Raw genomic sequence first — 24882 nt, forward strand, 5'->3', positions numbered from 1 at the left:
TGGGCGAACAACCGGTGACCTGGCGCTTGGTTCCGATCAACCTTTGGGGGCGCTCAAGCGATCCAAGCGCAGACGATCGCGCACATCGGTCAGCCGATGAACCGCCCCGAATGTGGCGAGCAGAACACCCAATCCGGTGGAGCCGGCGATCAGAAACATGATGAGAATCTGATACTTCACCGCCTCGCCCGGATCGACGCCGCCGAGGATCTGACCGGTCATCAGCCCCGGCAGCGAGACGAGCCCGGTCGCCGACATGCCGTTGATGATCGGCATCATCCCGGTGCGCAAGGCGAGGCGCTGCTGGGTGCGCAGCGCCTCCCAGCGGGTGTGGCCCAGCGCCAGGCGCGCCTCGATGGCGGCGCGCTCGCGCACCGCGGCGGTGCTCAGTGTGTTGAGGGCGAGGCTGATGCCGCTCATGGTGTTGCCGAGCACCATGCCCAGCAGCGGAATGGCGTAGCGCGCGTCGTACCAGGGATCGGGCCGTATGGCGGTGGTCAACGCCACCACCATGACGAGCGCCGCGGCGAACGCCATGGACGCGCTGCCCAGCCCGTAGGTCCAGCCGCCGTGGAGCGTGCGGTCCTGCCGGCCCATGATCTCGTAACCGGCGAATCCCACCATGCCCAGCGCCGCGCTCAGCGTCAGCCATGGCGATTGCAGCGCAAAGAGCTGCCGCAGCACAAGGCCGACGAGGGTGAGTTGCACGACCATGCGCACGGCGGCCATCAGCAGCGGCCGTTCCAGGCGCAGCGCCATGGCGACCGACAGCCCGCCGTTGATCAGCAGCAAGAGCGCGGCGATGGCGAGGTCCCAGTAACTCAGCGAGATGAGGTTCATGTCCCCGCCCCCAGCCCCGCTGGGGGAGGGACAAGAAGCTCTCCCTTTTCCATCCTCAATCTCCTGTGCGCCAGACGCTCCGCCTGCGCTCCGGCGTGGGTGACCAGCAGGATCGCCGCGCCACGCTCCAGTTCGCTCTTCAGCAGCGCTTCGACCCGGCCGACCGACGCCTCGTCGAGCGCCCCGGTCGGTTCGTCGAGCAGCAGCACCGCTGGCCGCTGCACCAGCGTGCGGGCCAGCGCCAGACGCTGCCGCTCGCCCGACGACAGCCGCGCCACCGGCCAGTTCAGCGCCTCGGCCGACAGGCCCAGCGCTTCGACCAGCGGTACTGCGGCGCGCGGGTCGGTGAAGTGCGCGCCGACGCGGTCCAGCCACCAGCCGGACTCGGCGGCCACATAGGTGACGAGGCGGCGCCACGCCGGGGCCGGGATGGATTCGCGCGCCCGGTCGTCCAGCCGCACCTCGCCCCGGTTGGGGTCGAGGTCGGCGACGGCGCGCAGCAGCACTGACTTGCCGGCGCCGGACGGCCCCTCCACGGCGACGCACTCGCCGGGGGCGACGCGCAGGGTGGCGGGTTTCAGCACGGGGGTGAAGAGATCGCGGACGGTCAGCATGGCTCCCGCATGGTACCACCACCGAGTGGAGTTTGCATGACGCGCCAAGGCGACTATGGTGCGACCGTCCCGGCCAACCACGACGGCACCGATGCCCCACTCGACTCCCGACCGCGTCGCCTTCACCCACCGCGAGATCATCGAGGTGTTCAGCGGCGTTGCGCTCGCTATGCTGATGGCCGCGATGGACCAGACCATCGTGGCGACCGCGCTGCCGACCATGGGCGCCGACCTGGGCAGCCTGGAGAATCTGCCGTGGGTGGTCACCGCCTACATGCTGGCCTCCACCGCGACGACGCCGATCTACGGCAAGCTCAGCGATCTGTATGGGCGCAAGCGCATCCTGCAGATCGCCATCTGGCTGTTCCTCGCCGGTTCGCTGCTGTGCGGGCTGGCGCAGTCGATGGTGCAGCTGATCGTCTTCCGCGGCATCCAGGGGTTGGGCGGCGGCGGGCTGATGGCGCTGGCCTTCACCATCATCGGCGACGTGGTGGCGCCGCGCGAGCGCGGGCGCTACCAGGGCATGATCGGCGGCGTCTTCGCGCTGGCCAGCGTCGCCGGACCGCTGCTGGGCGGTGTGTTCACCGAGAAGCTGTCCTGGCACTGGATCTTTTTCATCAACCTGCCGATTGGCGTGGCGGCGGTGTTCATGACCAACCGCGCGCTGAACCGGCTGCCGATGGGCACCGCGCACCCGAAGATCGACTATCTCGGGGCGGCGTTGCTGATGGGCTCGGTCACCAGCCTGCTGCTCGTCGTCTCGCGCGGCGGCCGGGCGGAGCCGTGGACGTCGCCCTCCGTGCTTGGGTTGGGCGTGGCGGGCGTCGTGCTGCTAGCCGCCTTCATCGTGCACGAGCGCCGGGTGGCGGAGCCGATCCTGCCGCTGCGGCTGTTCCGCATTCCGGTGTTCGCGGTGGCGAACCCCATCGTCGCCATCTCGGCCATGACGCTGTTCGCCGGCATCGTCTTCCTGCCGCTGCACCTGCAACTGGTGCTGGGCACCGGCGCCACGGCGTCGGGCCTGCTGCTGCTGCCGCTGGTGTTCGGCATGACCTTCGGCGCGGTGGGCGGCGGCCGGCTGATCGCGCGCAGCGGGCGCTACAAGATCTTCCCCATCATCGGGCTGGGGCTGGCGGTCGCCATGTATCTGGTGCTGGGGCTGGTCAGTTCGGTGGCCGGCGACCCGCTGTATTCGACGCTGGTGCTGGTGCCGCTGGGCGTCGGGCTGGGCTTGGTGATGCCGGTGATGACGGTGGCGGTGCAGAACGCCGTGGACCGCCGCGACCTGGGTGCGGCGACGGCGTCGGTGGGCTTCTTCCGCTCGCTCGGCGGGTCGGTCGGGGTGGCGCTGTTCGGCGCGGTGCTGACCTGGGATGTGACACACCGCCTGACCGCGGCCGGCCTGCCCGACCTCAACCCGCGCGACGTGCTGGAACATGGAACCTCGGTCATCAATGCCCTTCCCGATGCCGCCCGCGCCGTGGCGATACAAGCCTTCGAGGGCGCCTTCGAGACGCTGTTCGTGATGGCCGCGGGGTTGGGTCTGGTATCGCTCGTGCTGACGCTGTTCCTTGAAGAACTGCCGCTGCGGTCCGCCAAGCCGGTGGAGGAGTAACGGCGGGTTGGGGAGTACCAAGTCTTCACGGATTTCGCGGATTTTGGCACCTACCCGCGCGACGTGCGTGACCCCAAATGCGTCGGCACAGCACCGGCGCGAATCAACGCGGCGGGTTCGCCCACCGTATCCGCCAGGAAGCGGGCGAGGTCGTCGTCGGACCACGCCTTGGCCTGCGCGCTCTTCTGCGCCAGACACGCCCCCCGCCCGTGCGCCAGCCACAGCGCCATGCGGCGGCTGAGCGGGCCGCGCAGTTCGATGCCCGACCAAGGGTCGATCATCCGGTGGTCCTCGGTCACCCGCAGGCGGAACTGCGCCAGCCCCACATCGGGAAGGTGCGCCTCGCCCTCCTCGGTGTCCCAGGCGTGCGCGGTTTCCGGGTAGACGCGGACAGTGGCGGGCGAGCCGCCGTGCCGCAAGTCGCCGGCGATCTCGCGCGTTCGGCGGATCGACACCGCCTCGTCCACCTCGCCGACCAGCAGCAGCACCGGCGCGCCGGTGGCCTCGCTGCGGTCGAAGCGCGGCGCCGGACAGCCCTAGTACGAAACGTGCGCGGCGAAGCTCAATCCGTCCAGCACGAACAGCTCGCGCAGTTGCCGGTAAGCCGCCAGCACGCTCACCATGCCGCCCATGCCGAATCCCACCACCGCCACGCGCGCCGGATCGACGCGCGGGTGCGCGGCCAGCAGACGCAAGCCGGCGAAGGCGTCGGCGAGCATCGCCGCTTCGGTAACGCGCATCAGGCGCTGCGCCGGCCCGCGGTCCCGGCAGCCGCGCCGCGCAAAGCAGTCCAGCACCAGCGCCACATAACCGCGCCGGGCCAATTGTTCGCCATAGGTGAACTCGTGGCCGGACTTCGGGCCGTCGAGATCGGGCAGCAGCACCACCGCCGGCAGGATGTTGACGGCACTGGGGCCGAACGGCTCGAAGAGGTACCCCAGCCCGTCGACGGCCCGGCGGCGCGCACGGGGCCGCAGCGCATCGGTCAGCACGTAGGGCGAGAAGCTGGGGAAAATCACCGGGTGCATCGCGAAACCCTCGTGGCTGACCAGTTGGGGAACCCCGCAATCCCGAACTGGTTCCGCCGGAGGAACCCCGCCCCATCCGCGCCGTTGAGGTAGCCTGATTCGTCGTACCACCGCGGATGCTGCGCGAAGGCCATGGCGCTCTCCGAACGACTCCCGCCCGGCGCCGGCCGGCTGGCAGCGCGGCTGCTCTGGGGCAGCCTGCGCCGGCCGCGGCGTCGCCTCGGCCTTGCCGAGCGGCTGGGCATGCTGCCGACCCGAGGGTTGCCGTTGCGCGCCCCGGTGACGATCCGCTGGAACGACCGGCACGTCCCCGTCATCGAGGCGCAGCACGACACCGACCTCGCGGTGGCGCTGGGCGTCGTGCACGCCCATTTGCGGCTGGCGCAGATCGAGTTCATGCGCCGCGCCGCCTGGGGCCGGCTGGCCGAGGTGCTGGGGCCGGTGGCGCTCGGCCTCGACCACACGCTGCGCATCCTGAACCTGCCCAAGGCGGTGCCGAGCATCCGCGCGCTGCTGCCCGACGCCACGCGGGCGTGGCTGGAAGGTTTCGCCGCCGGCATCAACGCCGTCATCGCCCACAGCAACGTGTGGCCGGAGGAGTTCGATCTGCTGGGTTTCCGCCCGCAGCCGTGGAGCCTGGACGACGTGCTGGCGCTTGGCCGGCTGGGGGGAACGGACTTCACGTGGCGGGTGTGGGTGCTGCTGCTGGGCCTGCGCGAGCGGAAGGATTGGCCGGACCTGTGGGCAAGGCTGATGCGCGACACCGCGCTGCCGGTGCCGGGATTCTCCGGCGGCGGGCTGCCGCTGTTCGGCGTGCAGGGCAGCAACGCGCTGGCGGTGGCGGCGGACAAGAGTGCAAGTGGCGCAGCGCTGCTTGCCGCCGACCCGCACCTGTCTCTCACCCTGCCGAACAGCTGGATCATCGCCGGCCTGCGGTCGCCCGGCTTCGACGCGGTGGGGCTGATGATCCCCGGCGTGCCGGCGGTGGCGCTGGGGCGCAACCGGCGCATCGGCTGGGGCGGCACCAACCTGCACGCCCAGTCGAGCGAGCTGTTCGACATGTCCGGCCTGCCCACCGGCCAGATCACCGAGCGCCGCGAGACCATCCGCGTGCGCTGGGCCAAGCCCGTCGAGGTCACCGTGCGTGAGACCGACTACGGCCCCATCGTCAGCGACAGCCCGCTGCTGACCACCGCGCGGACGCTAGCGCTGCATTGGGTCGGGCATTTGCCCTCCGACGAGGTGACGGCATTGCTCGGCGTCAACCGCGCCGGGGGGTGGGACGCGTTCTTGGCGGCGTTGGACGGCTTCGCGGTGCCGGCGCAGACCATGGTGTACGCCGATGTGGACGGCCGTGTAGGCCAGTGCATGGCCGCCAAGCTGCCCTGGCGCCCGCACGGCCCGCCCGCCGACCTGTTCGCCCCGCGCACGGCGCGCCGGCATTGGCAGCGCTTCGCCACCGCGACCGCTCTGCCCCGCACCCTGGCGCCGGAAAGCGGCTTCGTCGCCTCGGCCAACAACCGGCCGGATGAGGCGGGCCAGGTGCCGGTGGGGTTCTTCTTCTCGCCCGACGACCGCGTGCGCCGGCTGCGCATGGTGCTGGAGGGGCTCGACCGCGTGTCGGTGGACCACCTCAAGGCGTTGCAACGCGACGTGGCGGTGCCCTCGGCGCCGGAGCTGCGCGACCGGCTCTTGGAGGCGGCGGAGCGGGCCGGCGCAACGGCGCCGCAACTGTTCGCCCGGCTGGAGGCGTGGGACGGCCGCTACGACGCGGACTCAGCGGGCGCCCTGGCGTTCGAGCTGCTGCTGCACCACCTCGCCTGTGCCTTGCGTGGGGCGGACGGGGTGGCGCTGTACACGGCGGGGTGGGAACCATGGGCGATCCTGCGCGATGACCTCGACCGCACCGAGCCCGGCCGCCTTGCCGATGCGCTGCGTGAGGCGGTGGGCAAGGCGGCGCGCGATGCGGCGCGCTTCGGCACCTGGGGGACGGTGCACCGGCTGCGGCTGATGCACCCGCTGGGGATGGTCCCGGTGCTGGGGCGGCGCTGGCGCTTCGTGGACGAGCCGGCGGCGGGCGGAAACGAGACGGTGATGAAGACCGCGCACGGGCTGAAAGGCGGTGTGCATGGCGCGCAGCTCGGCTCCTGTGCGCGGTACATTTCCGACTTCGCCGACCCGGACGCCAACTGGTTCGCGCTGCTGGGCGGGCAGGACGGCTGGCCGGGCAGCGACGGCTTCCTCGACCAGATGGATGCGTGGCGGGACGGCCGGTACGTGCAGGTGCCGTTGCGCCCCGAGACGGCGCGGGCGATGTTTGTGCATGTGACGGTTCTTGTTTCCTCTCCCCCCTGGGGAGAGGGTTAGGGTGAGGGGGTCCCGCAATGCGAACGTCCCCCGTCCCCCGTGCCCCCCCTCACCCGGCGCTCCGCGCCACCCTCTCCCCAGAGGGGAGAGGGTAAGATGCTCGACGCCACGCCGCTTCTCCGCCTGTACGCCCGCCGTCGCCTGCGCGCGCTGGCGCGGCAGCGGCCGGATGCCGTGCAGGAGGCGACGCTGCTGCGCCTCGTGCGCCATGCGGAGGCAACACGGTTTGGCCGCGACCACGGCTTCGAGCGCATCCTGTCCGTGCTCGATTTCCAGGAGCGGGTGCCGCTGCGCCGTTATGAGGACTTCTGGGCCACCTACTGGAAGGCGCCGTTCCCGACCCTCACCGACGTGAGCTGGCCCGGCACCATCCCCGTTTTCGCCGCCACCTCCGGCACCACGACGGGGGTGACCAAGTACATTCCCGTGTCCAAGCCGATGCTGCGCGCCAACACCCGCGCCGCCTTCGACCTGCTGACGCACCACGTGACGGCCAAGCCCGACAGCCGGGTCATGGGCGGGCGCAACTTCCTGCTGGGCGGCAGCACCGACCTCACGGAGCTGGCGCCGGGCATCGTTACCGGTGACCTGTCGGGCATCATGGCGCGCGCCATCCCGCCGTGGGTGCGCAGCCGCACCTTCCCGCCGGCCGAACTGGCGCTGATCAGTGATTGGGAGCGCAAGGTGGACATCCTCGGCCGCCGCTCGCTGGAGGCCGACATCCGCACCATCGGCGGCACGACGAGTTGGCTGCTGCTGTTCCTCGACCGGCTGGCCGAACTGTTCCCCGACCGCCCGCAGTCCGTAGCGAGCTTCTACCCGAACCTCGACCTCGTGGCGCACGGCGGCGTGGCGTTCGAGCCGTACCGGGCGCGCTTCCAGGCGTGGCTGGCCGGAAGCCGGGCCGAGCTGCGCGAGCTTTACGCGGCCAGCGAGGGGTTCATGGCGGTGGCCGACCGCGGCTCCGGCGAAGGGCTGCGGCTGATCCTCGACAACGGCCTGTTCTTCGAGTTCGTGCCGCTGGAGGAGCTGTCCGCCGCCGAACCGCGCCGTTTCTGGGTGAAGACGGTCGAAACCGGCGTGAACTACGCCGTGGTGCTGAGCAGTTGCGCGGGGGTGTGGGCCTACGTGCTGGGCGACACGGTGCGTTTCGCGGACACTGCCCCGCCGCGCGTGCTGGTGACCGGGCGCACCTCTTACACGCTGTCGGCCTTCGGCGAGCATCTGATCGGCGAGGAAGTCGACCGCGCCGTCACCGATGCCGCCGCAAGCATCTGCGCGGACGTCACCGACTATTCCGTCGGCCCGGTGTTCCCGGACGTGCCGGGTACGCGCGGCGGCCACGTCTATGTGGTGGAGTTCGCCGCCGGCATCCCGGAGGCCCACGCGCTGGCCGCCTTTGCCCGCACATTGGACGAGCGGCTGTCGGCCCTCAACGCCGATTACGAGGCGCACCGCGCCGGCGGTTTTGGCATGGACGCGCCGGCCGTGGAGCCGGCGTCGCCGGGCACCTTCGCGGCGTGGATGCGGGCACGCGGCAAGCTCGGCGGACAGAACAAGGTACCACGCATCCTCAACGACCAGGGCATGCTGCGGTCGTTGCGCAACGCGGCCGCGGAGCGGCGGAACCGCTGACGGACCCTTTGGGCGTCTCCGGGGTTTATCCCTTCGTGCGGGGGCACAACCGGAGTCCTGTCCGTGAAAGAATTCTTCAACAAGGCCGCCTTGTGGACCTCGCGTCAGGCGGGTCGGGTGTCCACCTTCGTGGTTGCGGTGCTGGTCATCCTCGTCTGGGCGGTCACCGGGCCGATGTTCAACTACTCCGACACGTGGCAGTTGGTGATCAACACCGGGACGACCATCGTCACCTTCCTGATGGTTTTCCTGATCCAGAACACCCAGAACCGCGACACCCAGGCCATCCAGATCAAGCTGGACGAGTTGATTCGCGTCACCAACGAGGCGCGCAACGGACTCATCAACCTAGAGGACGCGTCCGAAGACAAGCTTCAGGAGGTGAAGGAGGAGTTCAAAAAGGTGAAGGAGGAAACCATCGACGAGCGGCTGGAGGACGTCGAGGAACACGTCGGTCACTCACGACAGCAGATCGAAGAGGTCAAGCGCGATCTCGACGAGGTGCGCCGCAAAACGGGGTAACCACCGACGCTGGCGATGCACTGCGACACAATGTTAGGCGCACAGGAAATTCTGTTTCGCCTTGCCGCAACGCGATCAGGGCGGGCACCATCAGAGGCCCACTCGCCACCATCAAGCTTCGCAATGACTTGGACGACAGCAACGATTTTCAGATCACAGGAAATGTCGGATTTTTAAAACCTCCAGTCCTTCAACACCCTTCGTCGCACGGGGCTGAAATTCCGTATAGCATTCGTTTTTATCCTTGAGGGAATTTGCGATTTATGGATTCCTAATATTGAGAAGGATCGCTCGGACAAAGGGGCGCCGGCATGACGAAACCGGTGTTGATCGTCGAGACCGACCCGCTCTGCCTTTCGGCGTTGAGCTTTTTGGTGCTGTCGATGGGTCACCGGCCCATGCCGTTCTCGACGGGTTGGGAGGCCTGCGCGGCACTTAACCGGTTGGACGATGAACCGGTGGCGATGATCACCGAGTTCGACCAGAGCGCGCCGTGTGAGGTGCGCTGCATCATCGACAGCATCCGGCGGCGGTTCGCCGCACTTCCTATCCTCGTTCTGACCGCCGACACCTCCCACGCGGCGCGCGAGGTGTTGGAGAGCCTGGACTGTCATGTGCTGTTCAAGCCGTCGCGGCCGGAGGAAATCATGCGCCTGCTGCCTCCCGGCGACACAACGCCGTCCACGGCCGAAACTGCGCCGGAGGCGCACGAAAAAGCCCCTCTTCCGTGAAGGAAGAGGGGCTTTCGTCAGGGCTCGTTCACGAAGGGCTTACGCCCAGCTGCTATCGTCGTCACCGCCGCCTCCGCCGCCGACATCACCATCGTCCATCGCGTAGTCGGCGTTGTCCGGCTCGTAAGCGGCCTCCTGATAGCTGGCCTCCTGATAGCCGGCGTTGTGGGTTTCCGGCGCCGCGCCGTGGTCGGGCGCCTGGGAGTCCCCGTAGTAATTGTTGATGGTCGTCGTCTCCGTGACCGACGGCGGCAGCATGCCATGGCTGGCCGCAGCAGCGCCGAACGGGCTTCCGCCGCTGTGCATCAGCGACGAGATGGCGTTGGCCGCCAGCATGCCGCCGGCCACGCCGGCCGCCGTCTGCAAGGCACCGCCCATGAAGCTGCCGCCACCGCCCTGCGGGGCGAAGCCGCCCCCCTGCGGAGCGAATCCGCCGGGTGCCGCGTAGTTGCCCGGCGCCCCGCCGCCCCACGGGCCGCGGAAGCCGCCGCCCGGCGCCTGTTGCGGCTGCGGCGGGTAGGCGACCGGAGCCGGCGCCCCCCACGGGCTGGCAGGCTGCGCCATCGGTTGCGGGGCGGGCTGCGGGGCCGGGCGCGGCTCATCGCGGCGGCCGAGGCCGAGCGCGTTGCCCAGGAAGCTGCCGACGCCGCCGGTCTGCGGGCGCTGCTGCTGCGCGTCCTTGAGCTGGCGCTCCAGGTCGGCGATGCGTTGCTGGGCGGCGGTCAGTGCGTGCTCCTGCACCAGCAGCGACTGCGCCATGTAATAGGGGGCGGCCGGTTGCGCCTGGATGGTCTCGCGGATGAAGCGCTCCGCATCCGGGTCTCGCGGCTGGCCCTCGGCCTGCCGCAGGCGTTGGAACAGGTCGTCGAGCAGGTTGCGTTCCTCTGGCGTCATCGTTCCCATCTCCTTGGCCCCGCCTCATTCAGCGGGGGGTTGTCCGCGCGCCCATCATGTGGCGTCACTGCCCCCCTGGATACAAGAGCCCTGTGCCTCCGCCGGAACGCCGGCCTTCGGGATTCTGTTGGAAGGGCGACGCCCCCTTCGACCAGCCAGAGGATTCCCGCCATGTCCGTGCGTCTCAAGCCCATCGAGGAGCAGGTCATCGTCATCACCGGAGCGACCAGCGGCATCGGGCTGGTCACCGCCCGCATGGCCGCCGAGCACGGCGCCAAGGTGGTGCTGACGGCGCGCGACCGCGACGCGCTGGGCCACGTCGCCGAGGAGATCCGGCAGAACGGCGGCACCGCCGTGCACGCCGTCGCCGACGTGGCCGACGAGGAGGCGATGCGCCGCGTCGCCGACCTTGCCGTGAGCAGCTTCGGCGGCATCGACACCTGGGTGAACAACGCCGGTGTGTCGATCTACGGTCGCATCGAGGAGGTGTCGATGGACGACCATCGCCGCCTGTTCGAAACCAACTACTGGGGCGTGGTGATCGGCTCGCGCATCGCCGCCCAGCACCTGCGCCGGAGCGGCGGCGCGCTGATCAACCTGGGCAGCGTCGTGTCCGAGCGCGCCATTCCCCTGCAAGGCCCTTATTCCGCCACCAAGCACGCGGTGAAGGCGTTCACCGACGCGTTGCGCATGGAGTTGGAGGCGGAGGGCGCGCCGATCTCGGTCACCTTGATCAAACCGGCCTCCATCGACACCGGATTCGAGGAGCACGCGAAGAACTACATGGACGCCGAGCCCAACCTGCCGCCACCGGTCTACGCGCCGGAACTGGTGGCGCAAGCGATCCTGCACGCCGCCCAGCACCCCGTACGCGACCTGTTCGTCGGTGGCGGCGGCAAGGTGTTTCAGTGGGGCGAGCGCTACGCGCCGCGCATGACCGACTATGTGATGGAGCGGATGCTGACCCGCGGCCAGCGCGGCGGCCCGCGCCTGCGCGAGCGCGACAGCCTGCACGAGCCCTGGAACGACGGCCACGCCCAGTCGGGCCGGCATTCCTTCGTGCGGCACACCAGCCTGTACACCAGCGCCGAGATGCACCCGTGGACGACCGCGGCGCTGTTCGCCGGCCTGGGCGCGCTGGCGGTGGCGGCGTACGCCGGCCGACTGCCGGGGATGGGCAACGGGCGGAGCCGGGCGCGCCGCCTATACGAGGCGCGCCGACGCGAACGGGCGGCGGGCATGGTGACCGCCGACACCGAGGGCGCAACCCTCGGCCACAACGCAAAGCCGGCCAGCGAGGCCGCCCACGAGTCGTGGGTGGTGTTCCCCCGGTAGCGGCAAAAAGCCCCTTTTTCAGTGGTGAAGAGGGGCTTTCCACCGCCCGATACCGCCTCCCACACTCGCCCGCGTCGAAATACGCATAGAGTTGCCGTTTTGTGGTCTTCGTGTTGGCGCGCTCTCGTGGCATCATGGGGGCGCAACACGAACGCTCGCCGGGGGAAGGTCCCGGCCAAGACGTCCGGGAAAACACCCGAGGGAGGCAAACGCAACCATGTCGCTCAAGCACATCCTGGTCCATCTGGATTCCAGCCCGCACACCGAGGCACGCATCGAGGCCGGCATCGCGCTCGCCAAGGCGCACGGCGCCTTTCTGCGGGGGCTGTTCGCGCAGCCGGACCGGCAGGCCACCAGCGTGATCGCGCGCCGCTCCAGCGACCATCTGGCGCAAGCATCGACCCGCAGCGAGGCGGTGTTCCGCAACAAGACGCAGGAGGCCGGCGTTACCGCCGACTGGCACCAGTTGGCGCACGGCGAGTACAACCACGTGATCCGCGAGACGATCATCTGGTCGCGCTTCGCCGATCTCACCATCTTCGGCCAGTTCGACCGCGACAATCCCGACAACGCCGCCCCCGAGGAACTGGCCGAGCAGGTCGTGCTCAACGCCGGCCGGCCGGTGCTGGTGATTCCCTTCGCCGGGCATTTCCCGGTGATCGGCAAGCGCGCGGTGATTGCCTGGAACGCCGAGCGCGAGGCCGCCCGCGCGCTGGCCGACGCCATGCCGCTGCTGGAACTGGCCAGCGAGGTGACGCTGATCACCGTGCTGACCCAGGCCACCGCCGGCCACCCGGCCGACACGCCGCGCATCGGCGTGCTGGAGCACCTGCGCCTGCACGGCATCAAGGCGGAGGCGTCGAACTTCGCGGTGAACGACATCGGCGCCATGGACGCGCTGCTGGCGCAGGCCATCGACCGGGGGGCGGACCTGCTGGTGATGGGCGCGCACGGGCACTATGGCTTCCCGTACCTGCACCGCGGCAGCGGCACCCGCCACGTCCTGCGCACCGCCCCAATGCCAGTGTTGCTGTCGCATTGACGATGAATGCCCTCTCCCGGCCGGGCCGGGAGAGGGATTAAGCCATCACCGCCCGCGCCACAGATCCGCGGCCAGCGCCTCGGCGTCCGCTTGCGTGTTGGCGCGACCGAGCAGCTTGAGCGCCACCGCCGCCGTGGCGATCACCACGCCGCGGCCTTCCGCGTCGTCCGACGTGCCCTCCCACAGCGCCTTCAGGCGGGCCACGTCCAGGTCCTCGTCGTGGCGCACCGTTGTGGTGGCCGCCATCGGCACCCACAGTTCCGAGCCAAATTCGCCGTCGCGCAGGGTCCGCACGTCGCAAGGCTTTTCCGGCCGGCGTTCCGCCTCGCCGCCCTCGCCCTTGAACACCGCGAGGTTGGGCTGGCCGAGCAGCGCCGCCGCCTTCTGGTGCGCGTCGCGGTAGGGCGGGTGCGCCACGCCGACGATCTGGCACGGCGCCTCCAGCGGGTTCAGCATGCGCGACACGGTGTGCACTGGGTTGCGCAGGCCGAGCAGCGGCTTCAGCCCCATGATGGCGTGCAGCTTCGGCGCCATGGCCGCCAGCGGCAGGTAGGCGAAGCGGTTGGCGCGCAGGTGCTCCGCCGCCACGTCCATCGACCCGGCCACCGGAATGCCCAGGGCCTCCAGCGCACCGCCGGTGAACAGCCGGCCCGCGGTGTGCCCATCGGTGCCGTGCATGAACACCGTGACCCCGCTGCGCGCCAGCAGCAGCGCCGACAGCAGGAACCACGGCAGCCGGCGCGACTTGCCGGCGTAGGACGGCCAATCCAAGTCCACCGCCGGCATGTCGGCCGGCTTTGCTACCGCGCCGCGCGCAGCGCGGGCGAAGCCGGCCAGTTCCTCCGGCGTTTCGGTCTTCACCCGAATCAGGCAGAGGAAGGCGCCGAGCTGGATCGGCTCCACCTCGTCGCGCAGGATCATCGAAACGGCCTCGTACGTCTCGTCCTCGGTCAGGGAGCGCGACAGCGTCGGCCCCTTCCCGAGGATGCGGACGTACTGGGCGAAGGGGTGCTCGCTTGCCATGGGCGTCAGCGCGCCCCGCGCAGGCGGGCCCGCGCCATCGCGTAGATGCTGCTTGAGCGCGCGCCCGAGCGGCAGTGCGCGACCATCGGCACGGCGCTGTCCTTCAGCACGGCGGCCATCTGGTCCACCGCCTGCTCGGTCGGGCCTTCCCGGCCCACGGGGATGTAGTGGTAGGCCATGCCGTACTTGGCCGCCAACTCGGCGCCGTGGCCGGCGGTGGGCTGGTTGGGCTCCTCGCCGTCCGGGCGGTTGTTGACGATGGTCTTCACGCCCTGGCGCGCCAGCTCGGCGAAGTCGTCGTCGTACAGCTGGCCGGTGGCGAACACCTCGTCGTCGATCTTGCTCAGGCTCGGCATGAACACTCCCCCCTCTAGGAACGGTACATGATTGGAATAGCACACCCGGCGCGGTTCGGCGCGGCTGAACGCTATTGTTTAGCAATACCTTATATACATCCCACGGACCCGCTCGCCAAGGGCGGTGGCGGACGCTACCTTGCAGAGATAGGTCCCATACGAGAAAAGCTATGCCCTCCACAGATCAGAAGCCACTTGCCGGTACCGACACCGCGCTGCTGCTGTTCGGGCACGGCACGTCGGACGGCAGCGGCTCGGCCATTGCCGACGCGCTGGCCGCCGAGATCCGAGGCGCCGAGGTGTTCGGAGCGGTGGCGACGGCGTTCGCGCTGCAAGCCCCCTCCCCCGCCTCGGCGCTGGCCCGCTTGCCGCAACGCCGGGTGGTGGTGGTGCCGTTGCTGGCGACCGAGGGCGGCGTGGCGACGATGGTGCTGCCCCGCCTGCTGAACGAAGCGGACGACACGGCGCGTCTGACCGTGCTGCCACCCATCGGCATGGATGCGGAGATCCTGGGGATCGCCGCCGACATCGCCGACCGCGCCATCGCCGACGCCGGGCTGGAGCCGGCGGACGTTGCGGTGCTGGTCGCCGGGCACGGCAGCACGCGGCGCACCGCCTCGGAACGCGCCACCGGCGCGCTGGCGGCGGCGCTGGAGTCGTTGGGGCGCTACGGCGAGGTCGACGCAGTCTACCTGGAGCAACCGCCGCTGGCGGCGGACTGGCGCGGGGTGACCGGGCGGCGCGACGTTGTGGTGGTGCCGCTGTTCGTTTCCGGTGGCCGCCACGAAGAGACCGACCTGCCGGATCTCCTGCGCAGCAAGGACACGCTGGTGGACGGCACGCCCATGGCGGACGGCCGGCGCCTGTGGCTGACCGCCGCCATCGGCCGCCACCCGGCGATGGCCGGGCTGATCCTGCGGCGTGCGGTGGCGGCGCTGGGGTAGTATTATTACGACGCATAAAAACGGGAGCACGACGAGACCATGATCGATCTGCACTACTGGCCGACGCCGAACGGGCACAAGATCACGATGTTCCTGGAGGAGGCCGGGCTCGACTACCGGATCTTCCCGGTGGACATCACGACGGGCGAGCAGTTCCGGCCCGAGTTCCTGGCCTTCAGCCCCAACAACCGCATGCCCGCCATCATCGACCCGCAGCCCGCCGACGGCGGCGAGCCGATCTCGGTGTTCGAATCCGGCGCCATCCTCGTCTATCTGGCGGAGAAGACCGGACGCTTCCTGCCCACCGACCCGCGCGGGCGCAAGACGGTGCTGGAGTGGCTGTTCTGGCAGGTCGGCGGCTTGGGGCCGATGGCCGGGCAGAATCACCACTTCGCGCTCTACGCGCCGGAGAAGATCCCTTACGCCATTGAGCGCTACGTCAAGGAGACCAACCGGCTGTACGGCGTGCTGGACCGCCGGCTGGAGGGCCGCGCGTTCCTGGCGGGCGAGGAGTACAGCATCGCCGACATGGCGTCCTACCCGTGGATCGTCCCGCACAAGCGGCAGGGCCAGGACCTCGACGATTTCCCCAACCTGAAGCGCTGGTTCACCGCCATCCGCGAGCGCCCGGCGACGGTGCGCGCCTACGAGAAGGGCAAGCCCTGGGAACGCACCCTGCCGATCCCGGAGGAAAGCCGCGGCGTGCTGTTCGGCCAAACGGCGGAGAACACCAAGCGCGCATAAAGCCGCGCCGCAGCGGCTCAACCGTCGTCGTCATCATCATCGTCATCATCGCCGTCGTCCGCGTCGTCATCGACGGGGGCGGCGGCCGTCCTGCGGACTTGCTTCTCCAGGGCCGCGGCTGGCGGCGCCGGCTCCGCGTTCGCCGGCGCGGAGGCCGGCACCGGATTCGGCTTTACCGGGATTGGGTCACCGGCCGATATCGGGCGGAAATAGCGCATGGCCTCAGGAATCTCAGCCTGGATCTCCTTGACGCGCGTTTCGTCCGAGGGATGGGTGGAGAAAAACTCCGGCAGCTTCTTGCCTTTGTTCTTCTCGGCCATGCGGCTCCACAGGGTGACCGCGGCGTTCGGGTCATAGCCTGCGGCGGCCATGTAGATCAGGCCCATGTGGTCGGCCTCCGACTCATGCAGGCGCGAGAACGGCATCAACACGCCGTAAGTCGCCCCCGCCCCCAGCAAACCGGCCGCCACCGCCCCGCCGGTGGAACTCTTAGCGGAGATCACCGCGCCGAGCACAGCTACGCCGACCTCAGCCGCCATGTTCTGGCTCATGCGCTCGGCACCGTGGCGGGCAATGGCGTGCGCCACCTCGTGGCCGACGACGGCGGCCAACTCGTCGTCGCTCTGCACGAAATCCAGCAGGCCGGTGTGCACCGCCACCTTGCCGCCGGGCAGGCAGAAGGCGTTGATCTCCTTGTCACGGATGACACGGAATTCCCACTGGTAGTCGCTGCGCCCGCTCGCCAGAGCGATGCGCTTGCCAATACGCTGCACCTGCGCGTTCTGCGCCGGATCGCGGGAGACGGTCTTCTGGGACAGCGTGTCGCGGAATGCCTGAAGGCCCATCTGCTGCTCTTCCTGCTCGCCCATCATGATGAGCTGCGAGCGCCCGGTGACGGGGTTGGTGCCGCATCCCGCCAGCAGGAGCACCGTCAACAGCCCCAGCACGACCCCACGAATCCCCTGCCCCATCGTCCCCTCCCCCGGCACGTGCGGGTTGATTAGAGAACGAGGATATCACCAGTCAGGAGTTCGTCACCATGCCAAGGTTTATCATCCGCTCGTACAGCGAGGCGCGGGAGATGCCGAGCAACTTGGCGGCCCTGGACTTGACGCCGCCGGCCTCGGCCAGCGCACGGGCGATGGCGACGCGCTCGGTCTGCATCATCACCTCCGACAGCGGACGAACGCCGGCAGCGGGCGCGATGGCTTCGGCCGGCTCGTCCGCACCCGGCGGCAGCACGGCGGCGATGTGCTCGGCGGTCACCGTCGCGTCGTCGGTGGTGGCGATGACGCGCTCCAGCACGTTGTACAGTTCGCGGACGTTGCCCGGCCAATCGTAGGCGCGCAGCGCGTTCACCGCCGACGGCGTCAGCTCGCGCGGTGGCACGCCCAGTTGCAGCGACAGGCGGTCGAGGATGCTGTCGGCGATGCTCTCGATGTCCTCGGTCCGCGCGCGCAGCGGCGGCAGCGTGATCGGCACGACGTTCAGGCGGTAATAGAGGTCCGCCCGGAACTGCTTCTCGCGCACCAGCGCGGCCAGATCGCGGCTAGTGGCAGCGATGATGCGCACGTCCACGCGGATGACCTTGTTGGAGCCGATCGGCTCCACCTCGCGCTCCTGCAGCACGCGCAGCAGCTTGGCCTGCAACGGCAGCGGCATGTCGCCGATCTCGTCGAGGAACAGTGTGCCGCCGTTGGCGAGCTGGAACTTGCCCTCGCGCATGCGGCGGTCGGCGCCGGTGTAGGCGCCGGGCGCCACGCCGAAGAACTCCGCCTCCAGCAGGTTTTCCGGGATCGCCGCGACGTTCAGCCCGACGAAGGGGCGTTCGGCGCGCGGGGACGCGGCGTGGATGGCCTGCGCCAGCAGTTCCTTGCCGGTGCCGGTCTCGCCCAGCAGCAGCACGGTCGAGTCCATCTGCGCGGCGCGGCGGCCCATGCGCTTGATCTCGCGCACCGCCTCCGACACGCCGAGCAACTGCGAGAACGAGTATTTGGCGCGGCGTTCCTGGGCCAGTTCGTGCTGGGTACGGACCAGTTCTTCCTGAAGTTTCTGGTACTTGGAGAACAGCGGCTTCAGGTGCTCGGCGCGGTCGTACAGCGCGAAGCCGATGGCGCCGATCACCTCGCCCGATTCGGAGCGCAGCGGCAGGCGGGTGACCACCAGATTGCGGTCGGCGGTCTCCAGAATGTCGAGCAGGATCGGTTTGCCGGTCTCGACGACGCGGCGCATCAGGCTCTTGGGGATGACCTCCTCGACCGGTTTGCCGAGCACCTCGCCGACGATGCCGAGGAGGGCCTTGTACTTCTCGTCCATCCAGGCGATGCGCGCGTTGCTGTCCACGGTGACGGCGCCGACGCACATGTCGGCAAGCTGGTCGAACAGCGTCTGGTACGCCCGCGCGCAGAGCGCCTCGGAATCGAGGACATCCCTCACCCTAACCTCCCTGGACCGGCGGTCTTTTCGTATCGGTCGCGCCGCCGCGCTATCCATAGCACATGAACGATTCCGCATGCACCCGGCGGAAATGCCGACTGCATGCGGGTTCAGTATAGGCGGTGAGGGTGAGTGTAGGCGACTTATGCTTTCGTCACGCCGATCCGGCCACCGGCAAGCTGCCTCCGCGAGGACCGGCCTGATGCGCGGCTGCGATCTTCCGCCAATCGCGCGAGCCCGCTGCGACGGCTGGGGCGTGCGCGTCGGTTCGGGCAAAGGCCAGCGCCTCGTCCTTGGTTTCGAACACGCCGGGGCTGACGCCGCGGCCGCGTAGCGCATCGCCGATCTTCATGCGCAGGAAGGCGCTGGTCGTGTAGCGGCTGACGCGGTCGTAGTAGAACTGCACCAGCACCTGCACCATGCCGGCGTACTCGTCCAGCAGATCCTCCTCGATGCGGAAGCCGTCGTAGTTGACGACCACGTCCAGGCGTTTGCCCACCGATTCGCAACTGCGTACCGCCACCTCGAAAATCTCGGCAATCTCCTTGGCCGAGCGGACGTGCAGGTTCTCGAAGTTGATGAACAGCAGGTCGCGTTCGCGGTCGTAGACGAAGCGCTCCTCCAGCGTCAGTTCGACCAGCCGTTCCTTCAGGCCCATGATCTCGGGTCGGAACAGTTCCGCGCGCATGGGGCGCGGGTCGTTGACGATGGGGGCGAAGTCCATGTGCGCCAGGATGTCGCGCGCGATGTCCACGCCGGGCGCCACCTCGACCAGTTCCAAGCCCTCCTTGCGCAGCGCGAAGACACAACGCTCGGTCACGTAACTCACCGGCCGTTCCAGTTCCGCGGCGTAGGGGCCGGAGAAGGTGACCTGTTCCACCGCCCGGATGAACTTGCGGCTGTCGCCCTCGCGGACGATGCGGAGCCTGCCGTTCTCGACGGCGATTTCCAGCCCGCCCGCCGTGAAGGTGCCGGCGAACACCAGCCGCCGCGCGTTCTGCGAGATGTTGATGAAGCCGCCCGCCCCGGCCAGCTTGCGGCCGAAGCGGCTGACGTTGACGTTGCCCAGCGCGTCCACCTGCGCCAGCCCCAGGCACGCGAGATCCAGCCCGCCGCCGTCGTAGAAGTCGAACTGCTGGTTCTGATCGATGATCGCCTCGGCGTTCACCGCCGAGCCGAAGTTGAGCCCGCTGGCCGGCACGCCGCCGATGATGCCCGGCTCGGCGGTCAGCGTGATGCGGTCGAGGATGCGCTCCTCCGCCGCCACCGCCGCCACGCCTTCCGGCATGCCGATGCCCAGATTGACCACGCCGCCCGGCGGCAAATCGAAGGCGACGCGCCGGGCGATCAGCTTGCGCTCGTCCATTGCCATGGCCGGCAGGCTGTCCATCGGTACGCGGATCTCGCCGGAATAGGCGGGGTTGTAGGCGGTGCCGTAGGTCTGCATGTGATTCTCGGGCCGGCTGACCACCACGCAATCGACCAGGATGCCGGGGATCTTCACCAGCTTGGGGTTCAGCGTGCCGGCCTCGGCGACGCGCTCAACCTGGGCGATGACGATCCCGCCGGAGTTGCGCGCCGCCATCGCCATGGACAGCGCGTCCAGCGTCAGCGTCTCGCGCTCCATGGAGATGTTGCCGTGCGTGTCGGCGGTGGTGCCGCGGATGAACGCCACGTCGATGGGCATCGCCTTGTAGAACAGCCACTCCTGGCCGCCGAGGGTGACCAGCTCGACGATGTCCTCGGGCGAGGAATTGTTGATCTTGCCGCCCTCCAGGCGCGGATCGACGAAGGTCTTCAGCCCGACCTTGGACAGCACGCCCGGCCGCCCCGCGGCGATGTCGCGGTACATGTGCGAGATGCAGCCCTGCGGCAGGTTGTACGCCTCGATCTTGCCGTCCAGCGCCAGCTTGCCCATCTTAGGGATCAGCCCCCAATGGCCGCCGACCACACGCTTGACGAGGCCCTCGTGGGCGAGGCGGTTGAGGCCCTTCTCCTTGCCGTCGCCCTGCCCGGCGGCGAACAGGACGGTGAGGTTGCGCGGGCTGCCGGTCTCGATGAAGCGCTGTTCCAGCGCGGCTAGCAGTTCGTCCGGCACGCCGCAGCCGACGAAGCCCGAGTTGCACAGCACGTTGCCGTCGCCGACGATGGCGACCGCCTCGGCGGCGCTGACGATCTTGTTCTTGCCGCCGCGCGGCGTGGGGCGCGGTGATCCGTTCGCCATGGCGCATCCTCTCCTATGCTTTTATCGGCCGCAGCGAAGCGGCGTGTTGTCTGGACAACAGCAAACAACGTGCCATGGACCAGCAGCGGCGCACGGGCGCGGATTCGCTGGAAAGGCGGATGGTTGCGGGCGGATGGGGTGTCCACAAGGCCGACGGTGGTGTCGGCGATGCCGACACACGGGCCTTTTTGGATACCCTTATGGGAAGCCGACGACGGGAACCCGAACCCGGTCCAACGGGTTCCTGTCACGGCGGTTTGTCAGGAGTGTCCGATGCAGCTGAAAGTGCTCGCCCTCGTCCTCGCCGGCGGCAAGGGGACCCGCCTCGCCCCCCTCACCCAGGAGCGCGCCAAGCCGGCCGTGCCCTTCGGCGGCAAGTACCGGATCATCGACTTCGTGCTGTCGAACCTTGTGAACTCCGGCGTCTACTCGATCTACGTGATGACGCAGTTCAAGAGCCAGTCGCTGATCCAGCACCTGCGCGACGGCTGGCAGTTCGGCGGCATGCTGAACAACCAGTTCATCATCCCCGTCCCCGCCCAGATGCGCTCCGAGGGGGAAGAATGGTACCGCGGCACCGCCGACGCGGTGTACCAGAACGCCAACCTGATCGAGCAGTCGGAACCCGACCTCGTCCTGCTGTTCGGCGCCGACCACGTCTACCGCATGAACGTGCGGGCGATGATCGAGTACCACATGGAGAAACGCGCCGACGTCACCATTTCCGCCCTGCCGGTGGAGAAAAAGTTCGCCAAGGACTTCGGCGTGCTGGAGATCGACCGCGACAACCGCATCACCGGCTTCATCGAGAAGAAGCCCGACGCCCCGACCATGCCCGACAGCCCGGACTGCGTGCTGGCGTCCATGGGCAACTACATCTTTTCGCGCCAATGCCTGTTGCAGATGGTCTACGAGGACGCGCAGCGCGCCGACAGCAGCCACGATTTCGGCAAGGACATCCTGCCGCGGCTCATCGGCTCCTCGGCCATGTTTGCGTACGATTTCAAGACCAACCGCATCCCCGGCCAGATAGAGAACCAGCCCGCCTACTGGCGCGATGTCGGCACGCTGGACGCGTACTACGAGGCCAACATGGACATGCGGGCCATCGACCCGCCCATCGATATCTACAACCGCGCCTGGCCGCTGCGCACCGCCGGCTATTCCGACCCGCCCGCCAAGTTCGCCTTCGACGACGAGGGGCGGCGCGGCGTGGCGGTGGACACCATCGTGGCCGGCGGCTGCATCATCTCCGGCGGCACGGTGCGCCGCTCGGTGCTGGGGCGGTCCGTGCGCGTGCACTCCCACGCCGAGGTGGAGGACAGCGTCGTCTTCGACAACGTCGACATCGGCCGAGGCTGCAAGATCCGCCGCGCCATCATCGAGAAGAACGTGCGCATCCCGCCCGGCACGCTGATCGGCTACGACCCGACCGAGGACGCCAAGCGCTATCACCTGACCGACAGCGGGATCGTGGTCATCGAGGGGCCGCGCTCACCGGTCAGCCTGACGGTGATGACCGTCTGAACGGCGGCGGGCGCGGCTTTTCTGAACAGGGATGGTGGTGCGATGACGCTCGACGAACCGTTGACGGGTCTGCGGCTGCTCGTCGTCGAGGATGAGGCGATGGTCGCCATAATGCTTGAGGACATGCTGCACGACCTCGGCTGTGAGGTGGTCGGCCCGGCCGGCGATGTCCCCCACGCGCTGGAACTCGCCCAGACCGACCAGGGGATCGCCGGCGCCATCCTCGACGTGAACGTGGCGGGCACGCCGATCTATCCGGTGGCGGCGGCGCTGAAAGCGCGCGGCGTGCCGTTCGTCTTCATGACCGGTTACGGCTCGGCCGACATCGATGGCCGCTTTGCCGACGCGCCCACCGTGCACAAGCCGTTCAGCATGCCGGTGCTCCGCGACACCCTGACAAAGGCGGTTGGGCAGGGCAGATGACCGTCACGCCATTCGCCAACGGCGCGGCTTTTGGCTGAGGCGGTCGATGCGGTCCATCAGCTCGCCGACTTCGATGGCGTCGTCCAGATGACCGTAGCGGGCCAAGGTGCGGGCGTAGGTGGCGAGTGCGCCGATCACCGCCCGCTCATCGCTCACCCCGTGCGCCGGCTTGCCCGCCCGGTCGACGATCAGGACACCAAGCGCCGCAAGCGCCTCGGCCACGTCGGTGACGGCCTGGAGGAGCGCCGTGTCGTCGTCTTCCACGGCGTTGAGGACCGGCTCCAGGACATCGGCGAGCGCGGTGCCATCGGTGGGCCAAGTGCTGCTGCTCATGATCGTTCGCTCCGGGATGTTCCCAACGGGGTTCTCCTATATTTCCGTTGACAGCCGGCGGCCCGGATCGGGGCCTTGCAGAAAGAACAGCCCGGAACGCCGTTCAGCCCCCGGCCTACCCAAAAGAGCGGCACCCGCCGCTTCGGCGAGCTTGACGTGCACGGGGGATACCTGTTGGAGGGTGGATCTTTCGAAGCCCCTCTCTTGCGAAGGGAATGGGGCTTTGCGACACCCCACCGCGGCCAAACCGCCGGGCGCCGCCTTGCACCACGAGACATTAACCGATTTCAAGTTAATTTACCCCGAAAGATCATCGACTTTTCGGTTCAGCATTGCGCTATGTCAATGCAGCAAGTGGTATGACCACTTACAAGGCGGACAACCACAATAAGAGTGCTCTCTGGAGGACGCTCAGAATGTTCCAGGTCCGCTTCCACGGGCGTGGGGGGCAAGGCGTTGTCACCGCCGCCGAAATGCTCTCCGTCGCAGCCTTCAAGGAAGGCAAGCACGCCCAGGCTTTCCCCAGTTTCGGTTCCGAGCGCATGGGCGCCCCCGTCGTCTCCTTCTGTCGCATCGACGACAAGGAGATCCGGCTGCGCGAACCCATTCTCGAACCCGACTGCCTCATCGTTCAGGATCCGACGCTGTTCCACTCCGTAGACGTCTTCCAGGGCCTGCGCGAGACCGGGTATGCGCTGATCAACTCCTCGCGGTCGTTCGAGGAGCTGAACATCGCCGAGTACATCGCGCGCTTCCCCGCCGGCCACGCGCACTGCGTTCCGGCCAGCGACATGGCGAAGCTGCACGTTGGCCGGCCGCTGCCGAACGCGGCACTGCTCGGCGGCTTCGCGGCCATCACCGGGCAGATCAAGCTGGAATCGGTCCTCGCCGCCATCCGCGAGACGTTCCCCGGCAAGATCGGCGAGGCGAACGCCCGCGCCGCCACCGCCGCCTACGAACACTGCCTCGTCTGATCCGAGAGGATATCCCATGCTGAAGCAGGTCGAAGGCAGTCACGCCATGGCGGAAGCCATCGCGCTCTGCCGCCCCGAGGTCGTCTGCGCCTACCCCATCACCCCCCAGACGCACATCGTCGAGGGCTTGGCGGAGCTGGTGCGCGACGGACACCTCACCAACTGCGAATACATCAACGTCGAGTCCGAGTTCGCGGCGCTGTCCGTCGCCATCGGCTCGTCAGCGGCCGGCGCGCGGACCTACACCGCCACGTCGAGCCAGGGCCTGCTGTTCATGATGGAGGCGGTCTACAACGCCTCCGGCCTCGGCCTGCCCATCGTCATGACGCTGGGCAACCGCGCCATCGGTGCGCCGATCAACATCTGGAATGACCACTCCGACGCCATGTCGGTGCGCGACGCCGGCTGGATCATGCTGTTCGCCGAGACCAACCAGGAAGCGGTGGACCTGCACATCCAGGCCTTCAAGCTGGCCGAGGAACTGTCCTGCCCGGTGATGGTCAACGTCGACGGCTTCATCCTGACCCACGCGGTCGAGCGGGTGGACATCCCCGAGCCGGAGCAGGTCGACGCCTTCCTGCCGCCGTTCGAGCCGCAGCAGGTGCTGGACACCGCCGACCCCGTCTCCATGGGCGCCATGGTCGGGCCGGAGGCGTTCACCGAGGTGCGCTACCTCGCCCATCACAAGCAGGTGGTGGCGCTCGACCGCATCCCGGCCATCGCCAAGGAGTTCGAGGCGATCTTCGGCCGCGAGTCCGGCGGCTTGGTCCGCACCTACCGCGCCGAGGACGCCGAGACCATCGTCGTCGCCATGGGCTCGGTGATGGGCACCATCAAGGACAGCATCGACGAGATGCGCGAGCAGGGTCACAAGGTCGGCGCGCTGCATATCGGCTCGTTCCGCCCGTTCCCGCTGGAGCAGGTGCGCGATGCGCTGCTGGGCGCCAAGCGCATCGTGGTGCTGGAGAAGAACCTCGCGGTCGGCATGGGCGGCGTGCTCGCCAGCCACGTCCGCATGGCGCTGCGCGGCCATCACAGCCGCGTCTACACGCTGATCGCCGGCCTCGGCGGCCGCCCGATCACGCGGGCGTCGCTGAAGGGCTTCCTGGAGAACGTCGAGAGCGAGCCGCACTTCGACCTGCACTTCCTCGACCTGAAGCGCGACGTGGTGGACGCCGAGATCGCGCGCATGGGCGAGACGCGCCGCTCCGGCCCCATCGCCGAGAACATCCTGCGCCACATGGGCGCGGACGCGCAGAACGTGCTGTAAGGGAG

Annotated in this window: 24 protein-coding genes; 13 read left to right on the forward strand and 11 right to left on the reverse strand. The window is 68.8% G+C overall.

Annotated elements, in window-relative coordinates; genetic code table 11:
- Positions 1-36 precede the first annotated feature (36 nt).
- Positions 37-840 carry an ABC transporter permease gene (locus ACSVDD_RS05395; protein ID WP_448188258.1) on the reverse strand — a complete coding sequence of 268 codons (804 nt, stop codon included), beginning with the start codon at positions 838-840 and terminating at the stop codon, positions 37-39.
- Positions 837-1454, reverse strand: coding sequence for an ABC transporter ATP-binding protein (locus ACSVDD_RS05400; RefSeq protein ID WP_448188259.1), 618 nt, complete (start codon positions 1452-1454; stop codon positions 837-839). The genes ACSVDD_RS05395 and ACSVDD_RS05400 overlap by 4 nt, the downstream gene beginning before the upstream one ends.
- Before the next feature lie 91 nt (positions 1455-1545).
- On the opposite strand from ACSVDD_RS05400, the gene ACSVDD_RS05405 reads away from it, so the two are divergent.
- The gene (locus tag ACSVDD_RS05405; protein ID WP_448188260.1) at positions 1546-3069 is read left to right on the forward strand and encodes an MDR family MFS transporter; all 1524 of its coding nucleotides are present in this window, start codon (positions 1546-1548) and stop codon (positions 3067-3069) included.
- A 50-nt stretch (positions 3070-3119) separates the two neighbouring features.
- On the opposite strand, the gene ACSVDD_RS05410 is transcribed toward ACSVDD_RS05405, so the two are convergent.
- Together ACSVDD_RS05410 and ACSVDD_RS05415 are read right to left on the reverse strand one after the other, a co-directional pair.
- A complete protein-coding gene (locus ACSVDD_RS05410) occupies positions 3120-3557 on the reverse strand; it encodes a dienelactone hydrolase family protein (RefSeq protein WP_448188261.1) in 438 nt (145 codons plus the stop codon).
- A gap of 48 nt (positions 3558-3605) precedes the next feature.
- A complete protein-coding gene (locus ACSVDD_RS05415; protein WP_448188262.1) occupies positions 3606-4097 on the reverse strand; it encodes a dienelactone hydrolase family protein in 492 nt (163 codons plus the stop codon).
- A gap of 132 nt (positions 4098-4229) precedes the next feature.
- Between ACSVDD_RS05415 and ACSVDD_RS05420 the strand changes: the two genes are divergently transcribed.
- The 4 genes from ACSVDD_RS05420 (at position 4230) to ACSVDD_RS05435 (ending at position 9352) form a co-directional block, all read left to right on the forward strand.
- A complete protein-coding gene (locus ACSVDD_RS05420) occupies positions 4230-6464 on the forward strand; it encodes a penicillin acylase family protein (RefSeq protein ID WP_448188263.1) in 2235 nt (744 codons plus the stop codon).
- Between the two features lie 96 nt (positions 6465-6560).
- Entirely contained in the window at positions 6561-8099 is a 1539-nt protein-coding gene (locus ACSVDD_RS05425) for a GH3 family acyl-acid amido synthetase (protein WP_448188264.1), read from the forward strand.
- A 63-nt stretch (positions 8100-8162) separates the two neighbouring features.
- The gene (locus ACSVDD_RS05430) at positions 8163-8621 is read left to right on the forward strand and encodes a low affinity iron permease family protein (RefSeq protein ID WP_448188265.1); all 459 of its coding nucleotides are present in this window, start codon (positions 8163-8165) and stop codon (positions 8619-8621) included.
- 311 nt (positions 8622-8932) lie between these two features.
- A complete protein-coding gene (locus ACSVDD_RS05435) occupies positions 8933-9352 on the forward strand; it encodes a DNA-binding transcriptional response regulator (RefSeq protein WP_448188266.1) in 420 nt (139 codons plus the stop codon).
- A 39-nt stretch (positions 9353-9391) separates the two neighbouring features.
- Here the strand turns inward: ACSVDD_RS05435 and ACSVDD_RS05440 are convergent, their stop codons facing one another.
- Positions 9392-10246: a DUF2076 domain-containing protein gene (locus tag ACSVDD_RS05440; protein WP_448188267.1), complete on the reverse strand. Its 855-nt coding sequence runs from the start codon at positions 10244-10246 to the stop codon at positions 9392-9394.
- Positions 10247-10417: 171 nt separating this feature from the next.
- On the opposite strand from ACSVDD_RS05440, the gene ACSVDD_RS05445 reads away from it, so the two are divergent.
- Both ACSVDD_RS05445 and ACSVDD_RS05450 read left to right on the forward strand, forming a co-directional pair.
- On the forward strand, positions 10418-11581 hold the full coding sequence (locus ACSVDD_RS05445; protein ID WP_448188268.1) for an SDR family oxidoreductase: 1164 nt from the start codon (positions 10418-10420) through the stop codon (positions 11579-11581).
- Positions 11582-11798: 217 nt separating this feature from the next.
- Positions 11799-12623, forward strand: a complete 825-nt coding sequence (locus tag ACSVDD_RS05450) for a universal stress protein (protein ID WP_448188269.1) — start codon at positions 11799-11801, stop codon at positions 12621-12623.
- 45 nt (positions 12624-12668) lie between these two features.
- Here the strand turns inward: ACSVDD_RS05450 and ACSVDD_RS05455 are convergent, their stop codons facing one another.
- Positions 12669-13646, reverse strand: coding sequence for a glycosyl transferase family protein (locus ACSVDD_RS05455; RefSeq protein WP_448188270.1), 978 nt, complete (start codon positions 13644-13646; stop codon positions 12669-12671).
- A gap of 5 nt (positions 13647-13651) precedes the next feature.
- Entirely contained in the window at positions 13652-14002 is a 351-nt protein-coding gene (locus ACSVDD_RS05460) for a protein tyrosine phosphatase family protein (protein WP_448188271.1), read from the reverse strand.
- A gap of 170 nt (positions 14003-14172) precedes the next feature.
- Between ACSVDD_RS05460 and ACSVDD_RS05465 the strand changes: the two genes are divergently transcribed.
- Entirely contained in the window at positions 14173-14946 is a 774-nt protein-coding gene (locus ACSVDD_RS05465) for a CbiX/SirB N-terminal domain-containing protein (RefSeq protein ID WP_448188272.1), read from the forward strand.
- Between the two features lie 39 nt (positions 14947-14985).
- The gene (locus tag ACSVDD_RS05470; RefSeq protein WP_448188273.1) at positions 14986-15690 is read left to right on the forward strand and encodes a glutathione binding-like protein; all 705 of its coding nucleotides are present in this window, start codon (positions 14986-14988) and stop codon (positions 15688-15690) included.
- Between the two features lie 17 nt (positions 15691-15707).
- Here ACSVDD_RS05470 and ACSVDD_RS05475 read toward each other — a convergent pair whose 3' ends face one another.
- The 3 genes from ACSVDD_RS05475 to ACSVDD_RS05485 all read right to left on the reverse strand — a co-directional run bounded on the left by ACSVDD_RS05475 (position 15708) and on the right by ACSVDD_RS05485 (position 20350).
- Positions 15708-16661, reverse strand: coding sequence for a M48 family metallopeptidase (locus ACSVDD_RS05475; protein WP_448188274.1), 954 nt, complete (start codon positions 16659-16661; stop codon positions 15708-15710).
- A 52-nt stretch (positions 16662-16713) separates the two neighbouring features.
- Positions 16714-18126 carry a sigma-54 interaction domain-containing protein gene (locus tag ACSVDD_RS05480; RefSeq protein WP_448188275.1) on the reverse strand — a complete coding sequence of 471 codons (1413 nt, stop codon included), beginning with the start codon at positions 18124-18126 and terminating at the stop codon, positions 16714-16716.
- 154 nt (positions 18127-18280) lie between these two features.
- Positions 18281-20350, reverse strand: coding sequence for an acyl CoA:acetate/3-ketoacid CoA transferase (locus ACSVDD_RS05485; RefSeq protein WP_448188276.1), 2070 nt, complete (start codon positions 20348-20350; stop codon positions 18281-18283).
- A gap of 273 nt (positions 20351-20623) precedes the next feature.
- Between ACSVDD_RS05485 and glgC the strand changes: the two genes are divergently transcribed.
- Positions 20624-21877 carry a glucose-1-phosphate adenylyltransferase gene (gene glgC / locus ACSVDD_RS05490; protein ID WP_448188277.1) on the forward strand — a complete coding sequence of 418 codons (1254 nt, stop codon included), beginning with the start codon at positions 20624-20626 and terminating at the stop codon, positions 21875-21877.
- 42 nt (positions 21878-21919) lie between these two features.
- A complete protein-coding gene (locus ACSVDD_RS05495; RefSeq protein ID WP_448188278.1) occupies positions 21920-22300 on the forward strand; it encodes a response regulator in 381 nt (126 codons plus the stop codon).
- Positions 22301-22303: 3 nt separating this feature from the next.
- Here the strand turns inward: ACSVDD_RS05495 and ACSVDD_RS05500 are convergent, their stop codons facing one another.
- Positions 22304-22633, reverse strand: coding sequence for a hypothetical protein (locus tag ACSVDD_RS05500; protein WP_448188279.1), 330 nt, complete (start codon positions 22631-22633; stop codon positions 22304-22306).
- Positions 22634-23049: 416 nt separating this feature from the next.
- Here ACSVDD_RS05500 and ACSVDD_RS05505 point away from each other — a divergent pair, with 416 nt between their 5' ends.
- Together ACSVDD_RS05505 and ACSVDD_RS05510 are read left to right on the forward strand one after the other, a co-directional pair.
- Positions 23050-23607 carry a 2-oxoacid:acceptor oxidoreductase family protein gene (locus ACSVDD_RS05505; protein WP_448188280.1) on the forward strand — a complete coding sequence of 186 codons (558 nt, stop codon included), beginning with the start codon at positions 23050-23052 and terminating at the stop codon, positions 23605-23607.
- Positions 23608-23623: 16 nt separating this feature from the next.
- Positions 23624-24877 carry a hypothetical protein gene (locus tag ACSVDD_RS05510; RefSeq protein ID WP_448188281.1) on the forward strand — a complete coding sequence of 418 codons (1254 nt, stop codon included), beginning with the start codon at positions 23624-23626 and terminating at the stop codon, positions 24875-24877.
- Positions 24878-24882 lie beyond the last annotated feature (5 nt).

Source organism: Azospirillum terrae, from assembly GCF_053470425.1.